The organism is Marinicauda pacifica (assembly GCF_004793635.1).
Taxonomy (GTDB): domain Bacteria; phylum Pseudomonadota; class Alphaproteobacteria; order Caulobacterales; family Maricaulaceae; genus Marinicauda; species Marinicauda pacifica.
In genome coordinates, this window is record NZ_SRXV01000001.1 from 786,942 (window position 1) to 805,885 (window position 18,944).

The 18,944-nt window shown below is 63.2% G+C and carries 13 protein-coding genes and 3 tRNA genes; 11 read left to right on the forward strand and 5 right to left on the reverse strand.

Features of this window, described 5'->3' with window-relative positions; translation table 11 throughout:
• Nucleotides 1-96: 96 nt before the first annotated feature.
• Nucleotides 97-1,926 (reverse strand): ATP-dependent nuclease, encoded by a 1,830-nt coding sequence (locus E5162_RS03800; protein WP_135943607.1) that lies wholly within the window; start codon nt 1,924-1,926, stop codon nt 97-99.
• A gap of 1,000 nt (nt 1,927-2,926) precedes the next feature.
• On the opposite strand from E5162_RS03800, the gene E5162_RS03805 reads away from it, so the two are divergent.
• A complete protein-coding gene (locus tag E5162_RS03805) occupies nt 2,927-4,321 on the forward strand; it encodes an MATE family efflux transporter (protein WP_135943608.1) in 1,395 nt (464 codons plus the stop codon).
• Between the two features lie 4 nt (nt 4,322-4,325).
• On the opposite strand, the gene E5162_RS03810 is transcribed toward E5162_RS03805, so the two are convergent.
• Nucleotides 4,326-4,955: a methyltransferase domain-containing protein gene (locus E5162_RS03810; RefSeq protein WP_135943609.1), complete on the reverse strand. Its 630-nt coding sequence runs from the start codon at nt 4,953-4,955 to the stop codon at nt 4,326-4,328.
• A gap of 155 nt (nt 4,956-5,110) precedes the next feature.
• Between E5162_RS03810 and E5162_RS03815 the strand changes: the two genes are divergently transcribed.
• The 10 genes from E5162_RS03815 (at nt 5,111) to E5162_RS03860 (ending at nt 15,130) form a co-directional block, all read left to right on the forward strand.
• Nucleotides 5,111-5,494, forward strand: a complete 384-nt coding sequence (locus E5162_RS03815; protein WP_135943610.1) for a hypothetical protein — start codon at nt 5,111-5,113, stop codon at nt 5,492-5,494.
• An 86-nt stretch (nt 5,495-5,580) separates the two neighbouring features.
• Nucleotides 5,581-5,665, forward strand: a tRNA-Leu gene (locus E5162_RS03820).
• Between the two features lie 392 nt (nt 5,666-6,057).
• A complete protein-coding gene (gene tig, locus E5162_RS03825; protein WP_135943611.1) occupies nt 6,058-7,632 on the forward strand; it encodes a trigger factor in 1,575 nt (524 codons plus the stop codon).
• Nucleotides 7,633-7,774: 142 nt separating this feature from the next.
• On the forward strand, nt 7,775-8,401 hold the full coding sequence (locus E5162_RS03830) for an ATP-dependent Clp protease proteolytic subunit (protein WP_135943612.1): 627 nt from the start codon (nt 7,775-7,777) through the stop codon (nt 8,399-8,401).
• Nucleotides 8,402-8,642: 241 nt separating this feature from the next.
• A complete protein-coding gene (clpX, locus tag E5162_RS03835; RefSeq protein ID WP_135943613.1) occupies nt 8,643-9,926 on the forward strand; it encodes an ATP-dependent Clp protease ATP-binding subunit ClpX in 1,284 nt (427 codons plus the stop codon).
• Between the two features lie 257 nt (nt 9,927-10,183).
• A complete protein-coding gene (lon, locus tag E5162_RS03840; protein WP_135943614.1) occupies nt 10,184-12,583 on the forward strand; it encodes an endopeptidase La in 2,400 nt (799 codons plus the stop codon).
• Between the two features lie 145 nt (nt 12,584-12,728).
• Nucleotides 12,729-13,370: a TetR/AcrR family transcriptional regulator gene (locus E5162_RS03845; protein WP_158291188.1), complete on the forward strand. Its 642-nt coding sequence runs from the start codon at nt 12,729-12,731 to the stop codon at nt 13,368-13,370.
• A 200-nt stretch (nt 13,371-13,570) separates the two neighbouring features.
• Nucleotides 13,571-14,746 (forward strand): bifunctional chorismate mutase/prephenate dehydratase, encoded by a 1,176-nt coding sequence (locus E5162_RS03850; RefSeq protein WP_135943616.1) that lies wholly within the window; start codon nt 13,571-13,573, stop codon nt 14,744-14,746.
• Nucleotides 14,747-14,791: 45 nt separating this feature from the next.
• Nucleotides 14,792-14,867: transfer RNA gene (locus E5162_RS03855), tRNA-Val, on the forward strand.
• 186 nt (nt 14,868-15,053) lie between these two features.
• A tRNA-Asp gene (locus tag E5162_RS03860) sits at nt 15,054-15,130 on the forward strand.
• A 91-nt stretch (nt 15,131-15,221) separates the two neighbouring features.
• Here E5162_RS03860 and E5162_RS03865 read toward each other — a convergent pair.
• The 3 genes from E5162_RS03865 to E5162_RS03875 are packed head-to-tail and all read right to left on the reverse strand — an operon-like array spanning nt 15,222 to nt 18,630.
• Nucleotides 15,222-16,475, reverse strand: a complete 1,254-nt coding sequence (locus E5162_RS03865; RefSeq protein ID WP_135943617.1) for an ABC transporter permease — start codon at nt 16,473-16,475, stop codon at nt 15,222-15,224.
• On the reverse strand, nt 16,472-17,155 hold the full coding sequence (locus E5162_RS03870; RefSeq protein ID WP_135943618.1) for an ABC transporter ATP-binding protein: 684 nt from the start codon (nt 17,153-17,155) through the stop codon (nt 16,472-16,474). Before E5162_RS03870 ends, E5162_RS03865 begins: the two co-directional genes overlap by 4 nt.
• A complete protein-coding gene (locus E5162_RS03875; RefSeq protein WP_135943619.1) occupies nt 17,155-18,630 on the reverse strand; it encodes an efflux RND transporter periplasmic adaptor subunit in 1,476 nt (491 codons plus the stop codon). The genes E5162_RS03870 and E5162_RS03875 overlap by 1 nt, the downstream gene beginning before the upstream one ends.
• Nucleotides 18,631-18,944 lie beyond the last annotated feature (314 nt).

The window sequence follows — 18,944 nt, forward strand, 5'->3', positions numbered from 1 at the left end:
GGGCGGCGCTCCACGCTCTCTGGGCCGCGGATCAAGTCCGGGGGCTATAGATAAATTTCAAATAAATCATCTAATCAAAATATGTGGACTTCCTATTTACGAAAAGGCGATCCGAGCTACTTCCACCAAACGGTCAGGAAGTGCTTCGACCTGAAGGCGTTCTAAGTGCTCAAGCGCTGCAAGTGCTTTCCCCTTGGCGTGGCCTTGAGAGCGAGACACGCGCGCCGCACCTTCGAAGTCTGGTGAGAAAGACGCGACCGCCCCAATACTTGAGTCAACCTGAGTTCTTATTTCCTGATTGAGCTCAAATGTACGCGTTTTGGCTCGTACCTTGTCCTGATCCCAATCGTCGGGTATCGGCTGAGGTAATGGGTCTTCATCATGAATAACGACATAAGGAATTTTAAATGCATTTGAAATTTTAATGTACAGGGGAATATTGTATTTCGATCCGCAGTCTATGACTGAGCATTCCTCCCAATCCAGACCAAGCTTTTCTGCAATGAAAGGCAAAACAACCTTTTCTGTCTCCCCTTCAACGAATATTACTTTTCTTGCAAAGAAAAGCTCTCCTCTGTCCGGATTTATCCAGTGCGCCATATGAAATCGATCTTTTTTGTCTCGATTTTCATTGCTGGGGAATAATTCCTCATTGCATTGGCGAATCTCACTTCCTATTTGCGGGTTGGTTCTGCTTATTATTGCTATGTCGCGATAACTAGATAGTTCGATGAAGTGAGTTGAGTGCGTGCAGGTTATCACCTGATGATCTGCAGTCGACGCAATATCGCGCAGGGAGCGCGCCAATCGCCTTTGAGCATGCGGATGCAAGAACAATTCTGGCTCTTCCATCGCAAAAATTACCGTTTCTGATTGCTGCCGAGAAGTGACACGCTCAGCATGCTGCTCCGCGCGCTGTTTCCTGAGGGCAGCCGACCAAGATTTCAAAAGCGAGAAGATCATCGCTCTTTGAAGGCCGTGGCCTTTTTTTTCCGCTTTCGTCTTCACACCATCGTCAATGTGGATGTCCGTTCCGAGTTCAAATAATTTTTCTATTTCGGGAGGTTGAATTTCTATATTAACCTTAACTCCCCATGCATTCAATTCTTGCTCAATATCCGATTCAAGTTGAGCCAGTTCGTTTTTGGGTTCTCCAGTGTCTTGACGCTGATTGAAAGCAGCTACTACCTCATTGAGTCGAGTTTTAGCCTCGATAAATCGCTGATCGCGACCTGCCATCTCTCGCAATGCCAGATTCATCAAGCGCCCAAAGTTGGTAGAGGTCTTAATTTTTACCTCTTCTGTAAGGTCGCGCACTGCAGGGATCAGGAAAAACTCTGGAAGCACGCCGCCTCCGACATTTCTTTGTCCCAGTAGTGGGCTAGCTTCTAGTTTGGTTTGGAAAGAAATCCGATCCCGGTTTTCTGAAATATATTGTTCCTGTGCGCGCTCGACATCTGCTTTTGAAATTCTTCCCATTTTTGGCAGCCGTCCTGCCAATGGAGTTGCTTCGGCGTTTTCGCGCATCGTGTAATCGCCTACGTTCTCGACCCGTAACCAGTCATCCTCCGGCTGCTGAGCCCACCCGTTGTATGAAATACTTAATTGACCTTCAGTGATTTCAGCTTTTTTCCGAATTCGTATAATATCTCCATCTAATATGTATCTTTTGAATGTATTTTGCTCCTGATCCGTGAGGCCATAAAACGTTAATTCAACCCACATTTTAGTTTCGGCGGAATCTCCGCATCGAAAAAAATCGTCTTGATCCGGTTTGGAGGATGTACTCAATGCAAACTCAAGCGCGCCAAGGACATTCGATTTCCCATGGTTATTGGGTCCTATAAGAGAAATATATTCTCCTGTGATGATTTCCATGTGCGAAATGCTGCGAAAGTTTTTTATTTCAATTTTAGATATTTTCATGACTTACCGGACTTCCATGCACGAAGAGAGACCCAGGTCCCTCCAAATGTTCCGACACCCTTAGCCCACCCCGTTAGCTGAATGCGTTCAGCGATAATGTATTTCTGCGGTCTCTTGGTTCCAGGTTTGCCGTTCTCGAATTAATACTCGCCCCTCAGCTGTTAGTAGGCAAGGCCTTCAATCTTTACGAGAACGACCAGTGCTCGATTGAACGGCAGTAAGCGGGAAGAACGGGACAAAAGAACTGGCACACAGACCCACTCTGGACACCACGAGGCGCATTGATTTGCCGGAGGTCCCGCCGTCATCCGATCTTTCGAGGCTCCGGGCTGCGCTCGCTCGATCCGGCTCTGTTTCGCTTTTGCCGCAAGGCGGGGCCGGGAGAGGGTGGAGCGCCGTCCTCGTGTGGCTCTGTTCCACGCTCTCTGGATCCCGGATCGGGTCCGGGATGACGACGGGTGGGGGTGAGGAGGTTTTTTCTGTTTCCTGATGCGGAGCGGGCGCCGGGGAGGGCGCTCGGTGCCCTTCGATCTTCTGGGTCCCAGCTTTCGCTGGGAAAGAGGGGTGGTGGATGTTTAGTAGAAAAACCAGCGGGATAGTGTCACCCCGGACGGCCAAAGGCCGATCCGGGGCCTCGGGTTGGTGACGGGTACGAGCTTACATCCCTTGCGAGGTCCCGGCTCTCGTTTCACTCGGCCGGGATGACAGGGTTTGGTGACGGGCGGGCCTACTTCATGCGGTCCCGGCGCTCGTTTCACTCGGCCGGGATGACAGGGTTTGGGGTTGGCTGGGTCTGGAGAGACAACACCCTCTTTCCTGACGCGGGGCGGGACCCGGGGAGGGCGTGCGGTGCGCTTCGATCTTCTGGGTCCCAGCATTCGCTGGGAAAGAGGGGTTGGCGGCGCTCTCACGAAAATGTTTTTTGCCGTCGCGGCGATGGCGGCGGGCCGGGTGGGGGCCTATGTAGGGGCGTCCTGCCATCCCAGCGAAGAGTCGTCTCATGGCCGCTACCCGCAAATCGCGAGACCTGACCCAGGGCGATGTGTTCGCGCACATGGCCCGCATGGTCATTCCGATGTGCCTCGGCATCGTGGCGATGATGGCGGTGGGCGTGGTGGACGCCTACTGGGTCGGCCAGCTGGGCACGGCGCAGCAGGCGGCGGTGCAGTTCGTGTTCCCGGTCAACATGGCGGTGATGAGCATCGCCATCGGGCTCGGCGCCGGGGCGGCCTCGGTCGTGGCGCGTGCGGCCGGGCGGGGCAGTCATGACCGTACGCGGCGGCTGGCGACCGATTCGGTGGTGCTGAGCTTTGCGCTCGTGATCGTGACCTCCGCGGTCGGGATCACGATCATCGATCCGCTCTTCACCCTGATGGGCGCGACCGACGCGATGATGCCGCATGTGCGCGATTTCATGCAGATCTGGTTTGCCGGCATCGTCTTCATCGTCGGGCCGATGATCGCGAGCAATATCCTGCGCGCGCTGGGCGATGCGATCGTGCCCTCGGTCATCATGGTGCTGGCGGCAATCTTGAACATGGCGCTCGACCCGCTGATGATTTTCGGCTGGGGGCCGGTGCCGGCGCTCGGCGTGCAGGGCGCGGCGGCCGCGACGCTGATCTCCAACATGGTCGTGTTCGTGATCGCGATGGCGATCCTGATCTTCCGCGAGAAGATCATGGACCTGTCCTGGCCGGGCTGGAACGAGCTGTTGTGGAACTGGCGCGAGATTGCCCGCGTGGGCATCCCGGCCTCGGGATCGAACATGATCAGCCCGATCGCGATGAGCATCGCCTTTGCGTCCATGGCCCGCTTCGGCGAGGGCGCGGTGGGCGGCCTGGGCGTCGCGATGCGCGTGGAGGCGTTTGCGATCATTCCCTTCTTTGCGATGTCGGCCTGCATCGGTCCGATTGCGGGCCAGAATGGCGGCGCCGGGATGACGGACCGCGTGCGCGAGGCCTTCTTCAAGTCCTTCCTGTTCTGCGCCGGGTGGGGGCTGGCCATGGCCGTGCTTCTGTTCGCGTTCGGCGGGATGCTGGCCGGGCTGTTCCTGCCCTCGGCGGAAGGCCGCGCGGTGGCCGAGCTCTACTGGAGAATCGTGCCCTTCACCGTGATGGGCTATGGCATCGCGATGGTGGCGAGCGCCGGGTTTAACGGGCTGGGCCGGCCGCTGCAGGGTATCTCGCTCAACGCCATTCGCGGCTTCGTGCTGCTGGCGCCTTTAAGCTGGGTGATCGGCAGCGTGTACGGCTCGACCGGCGTGATTGCCGGCATCGGCGCGGCCAACGGGCTGATGGCGGTGCTCGGCGTGATCTACACGCTGAGATTCGCGCCGCTGACGGCCGATAACGGCAAGCAGCGCCCGGTCGCGCCGAAGCCGGCCTCGGCCGAGTAGACTTCTAGCTTTCGCCGGCCTGGGCGCGCCGTTCCAGCACGGCGGCGAGTTCCGCCTTGCCGCCGAGGCTGGGGTGGGGCCAGGCGACGGGTTCGGCCTGCGGCCAGATCCAGCGCGTGGCGGGAAACAGGGCGGTCATGGCCTCCAGGCTGCAGCCATAGGGCGGGCCGCCGCGCTCGGCCTTCTGCATGAACAGCGCCAGCAACAGGCCGCCGGGGCGAAGCTGCTCGAAGGCGGCCTGTTCGTAGGTTTCGCGCTGTCGCGGGGAAATCGCGCACAGGAAGGTCTGCTCGTAATAGAGGTCGAAGGGCGTGTGCGGCCGCCAGGCGAGGGCGTCCTCCACCAGGAAGCGGCCCTCGAGCCCGGCTTCGGCGAATCGCTGTCTCTGCCAGGCGATGGCGCTCTCGCTGACATCGAGACCCGTGACCTCCAGGCCGAGCCGCGCGAAGGCTTCGGGTTCCGGCGCGCGTCCGCATCCGGGAATGAAGACGCGCAGGCCGGGCTTAAACAGGCCGGCTTTCGCCCAGTCGTGGAAGGCGGGATGAAGCGCGCCGCGCTCCCACGGCGTGTCATTCTGCCGGAAGCGGGCCTCCCAGTCGAAGGGCGTGCGGTCTGTGTTGTCGATCGTTGTCATCTAACTGCCACGATTGAGAGTCACCGGGTGCAAATTCGAGGTTGAGTTGGCGCGCATCTCCCGTTTGGGTGGTCGTGCCGGCGGACCGGGCACCGGCCATGCAGGCTACAGCGCGCGGGCGTGTCCGGACACCGCATTTTGACAGGGGGCTGAGCATGGGTTCTGAGACCAAAGGCGGCATGGCGATCGATTATGACGATTCGCTCGATGCGCTTGTCGCCATTGTGAGCGGGCCGAGGGATGTGGAAAAGGCGAAAGCCGACTGGGTCCGGCTGTTCGCCGCCTTCGAGAGCTACGACACCAACAAGCTGCTGCTCGATGCGCGCCTGGGCGAGTTCAACTACGAGCTGGACGACTGGATCGCCTTCACGCGCGAACTGGCCGAGCCGATCACCGGCACGTGCATTGCGCTGGTGATCCGTCCGGAACTGCGAGATTTTGGCGTGGTCGCGCGCCTGTCGGCGGAAGCCGGCTGGAACCAGTTGCGCTTCTTCTACGAGGTGGAGGAGGCGCGCGCCTGGCTGGACACGGAGTCGTAGGGCGAGGGGCGATAGCTGACGCGGCAAGGGCGCTGCATAATCGCAGTTTATAAATCGCGCCGCGAAGGCTAAAACCGCCGAGCGTTGCGGCTGTGGCGGAACTGGTAGACGCGCGTGGTTTAGGTCCACGTTCCTAACAGAGTGGGGGTTCGAGTCCCTCCAGCCGCACCATTTTTCCTGGTCTCCTTCATCCGCTCAGTCGATCCTCGCTTCGCTGCGGGCGCGCGGTCGCGCTTTCGAACCGTGCCGGTTCGGTTTTTCCTGGTCTCCCTCGCTCCGCTCAGTCGATCCTCGCTTCGCTGCGGGCGCGCGGTTGCGCTTGCGAACCCGTTCGGGTCCGGGGTGGGAGCACCGGGATGCGAGGCTTGCTCGGTGCCCGGATGCTTGCGGCTTTGGCCTTAACCGCCGCGGCCCGTTGCGTCCGTAAATCCTCCGTGACATAACGCGCGCTCATTTTTCACGCACAGGCGCGCACGAGGAAGATCACTGGCTCGCCTGGCCCGTGGTCTACCCGTCGTCTCACGCCGCCTCTCCGGCCCCTAAAGAAGCAAGGCCTTGCCAATATGAACGTCGCAGAAAAATCCGCCAAAGGTCTCTCCCGCGTCTTTGAAGTGACCGTTCCTGCCAGTGACCTCGATGAGCGCCTGTCTCAGAAGATCGAGGAAATCCGTCCGCAGGTCCGCTTGAAAGGCTTCCGCCCCGGCAAGGTGCCCACCGCGCACATCCGCAAGATGTTCGGGACCTCCATCATGGGCGACATCCTTCAGGAGCTGGTGCCGCAGACGACGCAGGAAGTGCTCTCCGAGCGCGAGATCCGTCCGGCCAACCAGCCCAATATCGACGTGAAATCGGACGCCGACGACGTCCTGAAGGGCGGCAAGGACTTCCAGTTCGAGATCAGCCTGGAAATCATGCCCGAGTTCGAGACCGTCGATCCCAAGACGCTCAAGCTTGAAAAGCCGGTCGCGCCGGTCGCCGACGAGCAGGTCGACGAAGCGCTGAGCGAGCTGGCCGAGCAGACCAAGTCCTACGACAAGAAAGCCAAGACGGCCAAGGCCGCCGAAGGCGACAAGGTCGTCATCGACTTCATCGGCCGCATCGACGGCGAGGCCTTCGACGGCGGCACGGCCGAGGATGCCGAGCTGGTCATCGGGTCCGGCCAGTTCATTCCGGGCTTTGAAGAGCAGCTGATCGGCGCCAAGGCCGGCGACGATGTCGAGGTCAAGGTCAGCTTCCCCGACGACTACCAGGCCAAGCACCTGGCCGGCAAGGAAGCCGCGTTCGAGACCAAGGTGAAGGAAGTCCAGGGTCCGGCCGAGACCAAGATCGACGACGATCTGGCCAAGAATTTCGGCCTGTCCGATCTCGCCGCCCTGAAAGACGCCCTGAAGGGCCGCTTCGAGACCGAGCACAATCAGGCCTCGCGCATGAAGGTGAAGCGCCAGATCCTCGATCAGCTCGACGAAGCCCACGCCGATGTCGAGCTGCCGACCGGCATGGTCGAGCAGGAATTTGCCCAGATCTGGATGCAGGTCGAAGACGCGATCAAGAAGGGCGAGCTTGAAGACGAGGACAAGGACAAGTCCGAGGACGAGCTCAAGTCGGAATACCGCGCCATTGCCGAGCGCCGCGTGCGCCTGGGCCTGGTGCTCGCCGAGATGGGCCGCAAGGCCAATGTCGAGGTCAGCCAGGAAGAACTCGCCCGCGCCGTGAACCAGGAAGCCCAGCGCTTCCCGGGCCAGGAGCGCCAGGTCGTCGACTATTTCCAGAAGAACCCGCAGGCGATCCAGTCGCTGCGCGCCCCGATCTATGAAGAAAAGGTCGTGGACTACATCCTGGAACTGGCCGACGTGAGCGAAAAGAAAGTCGATCGCGAAACCCTCTTCGAGGAAGAAGAGGACGAGGTCGAGGCGGCCAAGAAGACCGCGAAGAAAAAGCCGGCAGCCAAGAAGAAGGCCGCGGCCAAGAAAGACGAGGCCAAGAAGGACGGGGGCGACACCAAGAAAGCCCCGGCCAAGAAGGCAGCGGCCAAGAAGGGCGAGGAGTCCAAGGGCACCGAGTCCAAGGACTCTGCAGCCAAGAAGCCGGCGGCGAAGAAGGCCCCGGCCAAGAAAAAAGCTGCGCCCAAGAAAGACTAGGGCCCAAGGCCCGGCAGGGCCGTGTGGAGGTGTGCGCGCTTGCGTGCACCTCCAGCCCTTGCCAAAGTCGTTGAACAACCCGATTTTTCTGTCACCTGCCGGGCCCGGCAGGTGTTCCTGTTTCGATGTGGAGTGCGCGCCTATGAAGGATCCTCAGGACATGATGAGCAGCCTCGTTCCGATGGTCGTCGAACAGACGAGCCGCGGCGAGCGCGCCTTCGACATCTATTCGCGCCTCCTGAAGGAACGCATCGTCTTCGTGACGGGGCCGATCGAGGATCACATGGCCAGCCTGATGGTGGCCCAGCTCCTGTATCTTGAATCGGAAAACCCGAAAAAAGAGATCGCGATGTACATCAACTCGCCCGGCGGCGTCGTGACCAGCGGCCTGGCGATCTACGACACGATGCAATACATCCGCTGCCCGGTGGCCACGGCCTGTATCGGCATGGCGGCCTCGATGGGCTCCATGCTGCTGGCCGGCGGCGAGAAGGGCATGCGCTTTGCCACGCCGAATGCGCGCATCATGCTGCACCAGCCCTCCGGCGGGTTCCGCGGTACCGCGGCCGATATCGAGCGCCACGGCGAAGACATCCTGAAAATGAAGCGCCGCATGAACGAGATTTACGTCAAGCACACCGGCCAGGTGCTGGAAACGGTGGAAAAGACACTCGATCGCGACTTCTTCATGAACGCGCACGAGGCACGCGACTTCGGAATCGTGGACACCGTCTACGAGACCCGCGAAGGCGAGGACACCAAGTCCTGAAGGCGCTCGCGCCGTTGAATGCACGCGGACGTATCGGGCGCCGGACGGCACAAGCCGCATCCGGTGCTTGATCGTATGCGCAACCCTGTGATCGAATAAGACTCAGGCTTGGCAACGTTTCGCTAAGGTCCGGCCCTGATCTTGCTTGGTAGGGAATCACGTCCCGTCAGGTGGATCGTTCGGACCACGGCGGGACACCCAGGCGGCAGAGCAGCCCTGTTGGCTGCACCACGGAGCGACCATGACCAAGGCAACCGAAGGCGACGGAAAGAGCACGCTGTATTGCTCGTTCTGCGGCAAGAGCCAGCACGAGGTTCGCAAACTCATCGCGGGACCCACAGTCTTCATCTGCGATGAATGCGTCGAGCTCTGCATGGACATCATCCGCGAGGAGAACAAATCCTCGCTGGTCAAATCGAAAGAGGGCGTGCCCAGCCCGCAGGAGATTTTCCAGGTCCTGCAGGATTACGTGATCGGTCAGGCGCACGCCAAACGCGTGCTCGCGGTCGCGGTGCACAACCACTACAAGCGCCTCAACCACACCACCGCGCACCAGGATGTGGAGCTGTCCAAATCCAACATCCTGCTGGTCGGCCCGACCGGTTGCGGCAAGACGCTGCTGGCCCAGACCCTGGCGCGCATCCTGGATGTGCCGTTCACCATGGCCGACGCCACGACGCTGACCGAAGCCGGTTATGTGGGCGAGGATGTCGAGAACATCATCCTGAAACTGCTCCAGGCCTCCGACTACAACGTCGAACGCGCCCAGCGCGGCATCGTCTATATCGACGAGATCGACAAGATTTCGCGCAAGTCGGACAATCCGTCCATCACGCGCGACGTGTCGGGCGAGGGCGTCCAGCAGGCGCTGCTGAAGATCATGGAAGGCACGACCGCCTCGGTGCCGCCCCAGGGCGGGCGCAAGCATCCCCAGCAGGAATTCCTGCAGGTGGATACGACGAACATCCTGTTCATCGTCGGCGGCGCGTTTGCCGGTCTTGAGAAGATCATTTCGTTGCGCGGCAAGGGCAGTGCGGTCGGCTTCGGCGCCGATGTGCGCGATCCCGACGAACGCCGCCAGGGCGACGTGCTGCGCGAGGTGGAGCCGGACGACCTGACCAAGTTCGGCCTGATCCCGGAATTCGTCGGCCGTCTTCCCGTCATCGCGACGCTGGAGGACCTGGACGAGCAGGCCCTGGTGCAGATCCTGACCGCGCCGAAGAATGCGCTGGTCAAGCAGTATCAGCGTCTCTTCGAAATGGAGAATGTCGGCCTGTCCTTCACCGAGGACGCGCTGATCGCCATTGCCCGCAAGGCCATCCTGCGCAAGACGGGCGCACGCGGCCTGCGTTCCATCATGGAAGGCATCCTGCTGGAGACGATGTTCGACCTGCCCTCCATGGAGGGGATCGAAGAGGTCGTGGTCAATGCCGAAGTCGTCGATGGCAATGCCAAGCCGCTCTACATCTATGCCGAGCGCAAGAAGGGCGAAGAAGCCGCGAGCGCCGGCCAGAAAGGCGCCTGATGACGGGTGCCTTCCGCCTAGCGTGACAACACGACGCCGGCGCCCCTGTGCGCCGGCGTTTTTGTCTGCACAGGCAGTGGGACGGGGCGCAGAACCCGCAGCCAGACCGGTTGAACCGCCGGGGATGAGCTTCCACTTGTTAGGAGACGCAAAGCGGGGGAGGTTTGTCCCCCGCACGGTCTCTTAACGCTGCCGGTGCCGGAACGGGCCGGCCGCTTCGGGCCCGATCCGGGACGGAGCGCATGAGGAGAGAATTTATGAGTGAAGTAAAAACGCTTCCGTTGCTGCCGCTGCGCGACATCGTGGTGTTTCCCCACCAGATCGTGCCGCTTTTTGTGGGACGGGAGAAATCAGTGCGCGCCCTGGAAGAGGTGATGCGCACCGACAAGCAGATCCTGCTTGCGACCCAGAAGAGCGCGGCGGACGACGAACCGTCCGCCGATGCGATCTACGAGCACGGCGTGATGGCGTCGATCCTGCAGCTCCTGAAGCTTCCCGACGGCACGGTGAAGGTGCTGGTCGAAGGCGGCCGGCGCATGCGCGTGACGCGCTTCGTCGACAACGAGGCCTTTTTCGAAGCCGAAGCCGAGCTGCTCGACGAAGAAGTGGTCGAACCCTCCGAGGTCGAGGCGCTGATGCGCACGGCGGCGGAGAAGTTCGAAGACTACGTCAAGCTGAACAAGAAGGTGCCACCGGAGGTTCTCTCCGCGATTGCCGAGATTTCCGAGCCGGCCAAGATGGCCGACACGATCGCGGCTCATCTTGCGGTGAAGATCGCCGAGAAGCAGGACTTGCTGAGCAATCCGAATGTCGCGGCGCGCCTGGAGAAGGTCTTCGGCCTGATGGAGGGAGAAATCTCCGTCCTGCAGGTGGAAAAGAAAATCCGCAGCCGCGTGAAGCGCCAGATGGAGAAGACCCAGCGCGAATATTACCTCAACGAGCAGATGAAGGCGATCCAGCGCGAGCTGGGTGAGTCCGACGATGGCCGTGAGGAAATGGCCGAGCTGGAAGACCGCATCGAGGCCGCCAAGCTTCCCAAGGAAGCGCGCAAGAAGGTCGATGCCGAATTCAAGAAGCTCAAGAATATGAGCCCGATGTCGGCCGAAGCCACGGTCGTGCGCAATTATCTCGACTGGATGCTGACCATCCCGTGGAGCAAGAAGAAGCGCGTCAAGATCGACCTGGAAAAGGCGGAAAACCAGCTGGATACCGACCATTTCGGTCTGGAGAAGGTGAAGGAACGCATCATCGAGCACCTGGCCGTGCAGAGCCGGACCAAGAAGATGAAAGGTCCGATCCTGTGCCTGGTCGGACCGCCGGGCGTGGGCAAGACGTCGCTCGGGCGCTCGATCGCGCAGGCCACCGGACGCGAGTTCATCCGCATGTCGCTCGGCGGTGTGCGTGACGAAGCGGAAATCCGCGGTCACCGGCGCACCTATATCGGCTCCATGCCGGGCAAGATCATCCAGTCGATGAAGAAGGCGAAGTATTCCAACCCGCTCTTCCTGCTCGACGAGATCGACAAGTTGGGCGCCGACTATCGCGGCGATCCTTCGTCCGCGCTGCTCGAGGTGCTGGATCCGGAACAGAATAACAGCTTCGGCGACCACTATCTGGAGGTCGATTACGACCTGTCCGACGTGATGTTCATCACCACGGCGAACACGCTGAACATGCCGCAGCCGCTTCTCGACCGGATGGAGATCATCCGCATCGCCGGGTATACCGAAGATGAAAAGGTCGAGATCGCCAAGCGTCACCTGCTGCCCAAGCAGGTCAAGAACCACGCCATCAAGGACGGCGAGTGGGAGGTGAGCGAGTCCGCGATCCGCGATCTCATCCGCTACTACACCCGCGAGTCGGGGGTACGGAACCTGGAACGCGAACTGGCGCGCCTGGCCCGCAAGTCGGTCGTCCAGATCGAAAGCGGCAAATGCACGTCGGTGTCGATCGACTCCGATAATCTCGGCGACTTTGCCGGGGTGCGCAAATACCGCTTCGGCGAAACCGAAACCGAGGATCAGGTCGGCCTGGTGACGGGTCTGGCGTGGACCGAAGTGGGCGGCGATCTTCTGACGATTGAGGCGGTCGCCATGCCCGGCCGCGGCAATATGCGGGTCACGGGCAATCTGCGCGATGTGATGAAGGAGTCGATCCAGGCCGCCAACGCCTTCGTGCAGAGCCGGGCACCCTCGCTCGGCATCAAGCCGACCGTGTTCCGCACCAGCGACATTCACGTGCACGTCCCCGAAGGCGCAACGCCCAAGGACGGACCGTCGGCGGGTATCGCCATGGTGACGGCGATCATCTCGGCGCTGTCGAAGAACCCGGTGCGCAAGGATGTCGCCATGACTGGCGAGATCACGCTGCGTGGCCGTGTGCTGCCGATCGGCGGTCTGAAGGAGAAGCTGCTGGCTGCGCTGCGCGGCGGCGTCAAGACGGTGCTGATCCCGCAGGAGAACGAGAAGGACCTCGCCGAGGTGCCCGACAACGTCAAGGCGGGCCTGGAGATCGTCCCGGTCGAACGCCTGGACGAGGTGCTGGCGCGGGCCCTGATCCATCCGGTCGAGCCGGTGGAGTGGACCGAAGCCGATGCCGCGGCGATGGCTTCCATGCCCCAGCCGGGTCAGGCAGGCGACGAAGCGCGCCCGCACTAGTCCGGCGCACTAGACGGGCACACTCGTCCGGCGCACGAGGCTGCGGCCGCTTGTGTCTTGAGAACCCCGGGGCTAAATGCCCCGGGGTTTTCTTATGCCAGCGCATCCTTTGCCCGGCATCGATACGACGATTAGGCTTTTGAGCATGCAAGACGATCAGCCCGACTCCACCACCAAGCGCCCGCGCGGGCGCCCGCGCCTTGGCCCGGAGCATCGCGACCGGGTGATTGCCGCGACACTGGAGCTGCTTGAAGAGCAGGGCTCGCAAGGGCTGCAGGCGCGTCTCATTGCCCGGCGGGCCGGATTGTCCGTGGGATCGCTCTACAAGCTGGTCGGCGACGTGGAGGAGATCGCGCGCGAGGCCAATCTGCGCACCTTCCGCGAACTCTTCGACATTCTGGTGGCGGCCTTGCGGGCCGCAGAAGGAGCGAGCCTGCATCGCCAGCTCATGGCGCTGTCGCGGGCCTATCTCGATTTCGTCCAGGCTCACCCACGACGCATGGAAGCGGTGATCACCTTCCGCCACACGACCGGTGAGCCGCCGGACTGGTACCAGAAGGCGGAAGACGATCTGTTCGCCATCCTGGAAGACAGGCTGAGCGAGCTGCCCGGCGCGCGCGACCGCGAGCAGCGCTTCGTCGCCGCGCGTGCGGTCTGGGCCGCGGTTCACGGCATCGTCACGGTGACACCGCTGGGCAGCCGGGCAGAAGACCCGCTGGAGGATGCCGTGCGTCAGCTCGAACTCATCCTCAAAGGCGTCGAGCGCGAGCTGGCCGTCGGAAATTGAAAGACCGGCTATTGACGCCTTTGCTGCGCCGCCGCACAGTCAGCTCATGATCACGCGCAACGCATTCTATCTCGGCTTTTATTTTACGCCCCCGCGGGGTGGCTGAGAATCGCGTGCGCGTAAGCGAGTGACGAGTTTCAGCGGCCCCTCCACCGGAGGGGCCGTTTTTCTTTTTGGGCGTGAGGGGAAAGGCAGCAATCATGGCTCACTCAATGGAAGACGAACGCGCGCAGCTTCGCCGGGCGATCGATGCGGCGGACCACAAGCTGGTGCAGCTTCTGGCGGAGCGGCGCGAACTGAGCGAGGCGCTCGGCGCGATCAAGGCGGGCGGCGGCCAGGCCGTGCGCGATGTCGAGCGCGAACGCGCCGTGCTGGACCGCGTGGTGGAGGCCGGCGCGACGCACGGGCTCGACGCCGCGTTCGTCGAGCGGCTTTTCCAGCTCATCATCGACGAGAGCCTGCGCCGCCAGCGCGCCGGGCTGGATGCCCGGGTCGCCTCGGGCACGCTGAAGGAGGCACGCGTCTCTTATCTTGGCGGGCCGGGCACCTACAGCCATTTTGCCGCCCATGCCCATTTCGAGGGCCGGTATTCCGGACTGGAGCCGGTCATCAAGCGCGACTTTGCCGGGATTTTCCGCGCGGTCGAGGCCGGGGAGGCCGATTACGGCTTCGTGCCCATCGAGAACACGACGACGGGCGGCATCGTGGAGGTCTACGACCTGATGCGCGATAGCGACCTGAAGATCACCGGCGAGCACCATTACAAGGTCGAGCACTGCCTGGTCGGCAAGGCCAGCGGCGTGTCCCAGGTGCGCACCGTGTACGGCCATCCCCAGGCGCTGCGCCAGTCGCAGCGATTCTTCGCGCGCAATCGCGACCTGAAGCCGGTGCCGGTCTCTTCCTCCACGCGCGCGCTGGAGCGGGCGATGGACGAGGGGGCGGAAGCTGCCGCCATCGCGGGCGCCGATGCGGCACGCCTGTTCGGGCTGAACGTGATCGAGTCCGGCGCGTCCGACCACCCGGAGAACTACACACGCTTCGTCGCGCTGGCCAAGAACCCGGTGGCGGCCTCGCCCCTGCTGCCGTGCAAGACCTCGCTGGTCTTCGTGACCTCGGACGCCTCGGGCTCGCTGGTCAACGCGCTGGAAGGCTTCCGCCGCGAAGGGGTCAACCTGACCCGGCTGGAGAGCCGGCCGATTGCCGGCGAGCCCTGGTCGCAAATGTTCTTCCTGGACGTGGACGGCCATGAGGAAGACGCCGCCGTGGCACGGGCGCTGGCGAGCCTGGGCGAGTTCGCCAAGTCGATTCGCAGCTTCGGCAGCTACGGCGCCGACCGGCTGCCTCCCGCCTCGCGCAGTCCCGCGCCGGCCGCATAAGGGGCGTTGTCATGACGGGCAGGGTCGGCTAAATCGCCGGGCTCCGGGCGGTTAGCTCAGTTGGTAGAGCATCTCGTTTACACCGAGCAGGTCGGCGGTTCGAGCCCGTCACCGCCCACCACCGGCCTCCTACTATTACGACTATCACCTGTCTCTGGCCCGGCCCCGGAGCCCGCCGGCGCGCGCGATGCACGCGCGTGTGCAAATGTATGCGAAGAACCGCATCAACCCGCTTGACCCTGAGAAAGGTCGGCTTTAGGAAACGCCTCCTGCCGCACGGGAAACCGACGCGGCGGACACGAAGTGTGCGGGTGTAGCTCAGTTGGTTAGAGCGCCGGCCTGTCACGCCGGAGGTCGCCGGTTCGAGCCCGGTCACTCGCGCCACTTCGTTTCAGCGTGCAGACGCCGCATCAAAGCCCCGCCGCAAGGCGGGGCTTTTGCGTTTCCGGGTCCCGGCGACCATGCCAGGGCGCGCCTATTCGTGGCGCAAGGCGTCGATGGGGTTGAGGCGGCTCGCCCGGTGGGCCGGGTAGAAGCCGAACAGCACGCCGATGACGGTCGAGGCGCCGATGGCGATCAGGATGACCGAGGGTTTGACCGCGATGGCCAGCGTCTCCACGCCGAGCATGGGCCCGAGCCGTTCCACCCCCATGGCCATGAGCACGCCGAGCCCGAGGCCGAGCACGCCGCCGGCCGAGCACAGCAGGATCGATTCGATCAGGAATTGATTGCGGATATCGCGCCGGCGCGCGCCGATGGCCAGGCGCAGGCCGATCTCGCGCGTACGCTCGGTCACTGAGACCAGCATGACGTTCATGATGCCGATGCCGCCGACCACGAGCGTGATGGTGCCCGCCGCGGCGAGCAGAAGGCCCATCACGACTTCGGTGGCCCGGAAGGCGGTGATGAAGGCGGCAAAGTTCGCGACGCGGAAATCATCGGTCTCGCCCGGGCCGATGCCGCGCCGGTCGCGCAGATAGCGCTCCAGCTCCTCGGCCGCGTAGTCCATGTCTTCGCCCGCCGCGATCTTGACCCAGACCGACTGGACCGGATCGCGCACGCCGGGCCTGCTATAGCCGAGGACGCGCTGGCGTACGGTGGAAATGGGCGCGAGGACGATGTCGTCCTGGTCCTGACCGAAGCTGGACTGGCCCTGCGCGGCGAGCAGGCCGATCACCTCGAAAGGCTGGCCGTTCAGGCGCACGCTCTGGCCTACCGCGCTGCCATAGGGGAAGAGTTCCTCCGCGACGGTCTGGCCCAGCACCGCCACCCGGTCGGACCGCTGGTTTTCCATCACGGTGAAGACGCGGCCCTCGGCGATCTGCCAGTCGCGCACGTCGAGATAGTCGGGGTGCGCGCCCAGGATCTGGCTCGGCCAGTTCGTCCCGTCGCTCACCGCGGTGACCGACCCCTGAACCGTGCCCGAAGCGGCGACGACGACCGGCACATCGCGCCGGATCGCGTCGACATCTTCAGACGAGAAGGGCGTGCCCGACCCGGCGCCGCCCCGGCGTCCGCCACGATTTTCCGAGCCGGCGCGGATATTGAGCGTGTTCGTGCCCAGGCTTGCGATCTGGTCGTTGACCGCTTCCTGCGCGCCTTCGGCCAGTGAGACCGTGGTGATGACGGCGGCGACACCGAAGATGACGCCGAGAATGGCGAGAAGGCTTCGCAGCGCATTGATCCGCAGGGCGATAAGCGCGACCTGGATGGCGGCCAGCAGGGTCATGACCGGTCCTCCAGTATGCGTCCGTCGCGGAAGATGACGCGCCGGCGGGCGTGCGCGCCGACATCCTCCTCGTGGGTCACCAGCATGATCGTGATGCCCGATGCGTTGAGCGAGTCGAAGATGGCCATGACGTCTTCGGAGGTCCGGCTGTCGAGCGCGCCGGTCGGCTCGTCGGCCAGAAGAAGCCTCGGCTCGTTGGCCAGCGCGCGCGCGATGGCGACGCGCTGCTGCTGACCGCCGGAGAGCTGGGAGGGGTGGTGATCCATGCGGTCGCCCAGCCCGACCATCTCCAGGCATTCGCGGGCGCGCGCCTGGCGCCTGGCAGCCGGCGTACCGCGATAGAGCAGGGGCAGGGCGACATTGTCGAGCGCGGTGGTGCGCGGCAGAAGATTGAATTGCTGGAAGACGAAGCCGACCACCCGGTTTCGGAAGGCGGCGAGCTGGTCCGGGCTGCGGTCGGCCAGGCGCTCGCCGGCAATCGTCAGCTCGCCCGAGGTCGGCGTGTCGAGCGCGCCGACCAGATTCATGAAGGTGGACTTGCCCGAGCCGGACGCGCCCATGACGGCGACGTATTCGCCCTCGTCAATATCGATATCGATCCCGCGCAGGGCGTGAACGTCGCCGCCGCCAAGCCGGTAGACGCGCGACAGATTGCGCGCCTGAATGAGGGGCAGGGCCATCAGCCCGCCTCGCGCACGCGCACCACGACCGGCGAGCCCGCCTCCAGCGTGTCGCCCATGATCTGCGTGTACTGGCCGTCGGAGAGGCCCAAGAGGACGGGCTGGCTGCGCAGGCGGCCCTGCGCGGTCTCGACCCAGAGCGTGCCGCGCGCGGGCCGCTCGCCGCCGCGCGCGCCGCGTTCGGATTGAAGCTGCTGGAAGCGGGCCATCTGGTCGGCGCTGAGCACATCTCGCAGGGCGCGCTGCATCATCGCCTGCATGTCCGGGCGCCCTGCGCCGGGCCCGCCCGGGGCGCGCATCTGCTGACGCAATCCGGCAAACGCCTCCTCCAGCGCGCGGCGCACCTCGCCGGCCTGGTCCTCGTCAAGCTCGAGCTCTTCTGTCAGACGCTCCACCGTGGCGTCCAGCATGGCGCCACCACTGCCCGCGCGGTCCGGCGAGGCGCCGCCTGTCTCCACGAGCGCTTCGGCGGCCCCGCGGGGCGCAAAGCGCAGGGCCGCATTGGGCGCGGCCATAACGCCGGTCACGGCACCGGTGACGATGTCGACATTGGCGGTCATGCCTGGAAGCAGGCGCTGGCCGGGATTGTCGGCCTCGATCACCACCGTATAGGTCACGACATTCTGCTCGTTCAGGGCGGCGAGACGCACCTGGGAGACCGTGCCGGCAAAGTCCCGGCCCGGATAGGCGTCCACGTCGAAGCTGACCGGCTGGTCCGTGGCGATCTGGCCGATATCGGCCTCGTCCACCTGGGCCTCGATCTGAATGCGCGAGAGATCCTGCGCGATGATGAACAGGACCGGGGCGTTCAGGCTGGCGGCCACCGTCTGGCCGACATCGATCTGGCGGTCGATCACGATGCCGTCGATGGGGGCGCGGATCGAGGTGCGTTCCAGATCGACCTCGGCATTGTCCAGATTGGCCTGGCGCTGGGCGAGGGTGGCCTGGGCATTGCGCAGATTGGCGCGCGCGACGGCCAGTCCCGCCTGCGCGGAGGTATAGGCGCTCTCGAACGTATCGAACTGGGCTTCGGCATAGGTGCCGCGTGCGAGCAATTCCTGCGCCCGGTTGAAGGCACGCTCCGCTTCGCGCAGCTCGGCCTGGGCGCGGGTGACCCCGGCCCGGTTGACCTCCACCTGGGCCTGGGCGACCTCCAGGCTGGCGCGGGCCTCATTGACCCGGCTTTCATAGGTCTGCGGATCGAGCCGGGCCAGGAGATCGCCTTCCACCACGATATCGTTGAAATCCTTTGTGATTTCCAGGATCTGGCCGGAAAGCTGGGAGCCGACCTCGACCGTGACGAGCGGTGCGATCTCGCCGGTGGCCGAGACGATGCGCGACAAATCGCGCCGCTCTAGCTCTGCGGTCTCGATCTCGAGCCCGCCGGGGGCACCGGCACCGCCGCGCAGGAAGATCGCCCAGACCGCGAGCAGGAGAGCGAGGAGGGCGATTGCGGCAAGACCGAGTCGTTTCATCAGACAGGCTCCAGGCGGACGCGCCGGCAGGTCCGCCCGGCAGGAAGAAGCACTCTCTTGAACGGATAAAGGGCCAGCTAACCGTCGCCAAGGCGAAATGGAATTGCAGTCTTTATCGAAGCTTGTCTGCTGTCTTGAGAATGGTTCTCAAGTCCTTGCAATTGCGCTGCAATACAGGCTGCGCGCGACCGGCTTTTCGGCTTGCGACCGGTGAGGGGTCGCTCTAGTTTCCGGCGCAATCGCAGCCGAGAGAGTCAGGCTGTGTCCGTTTGCCGCCCCCTCCTGGCCGTAGACGGACATATATACGGCCCTGA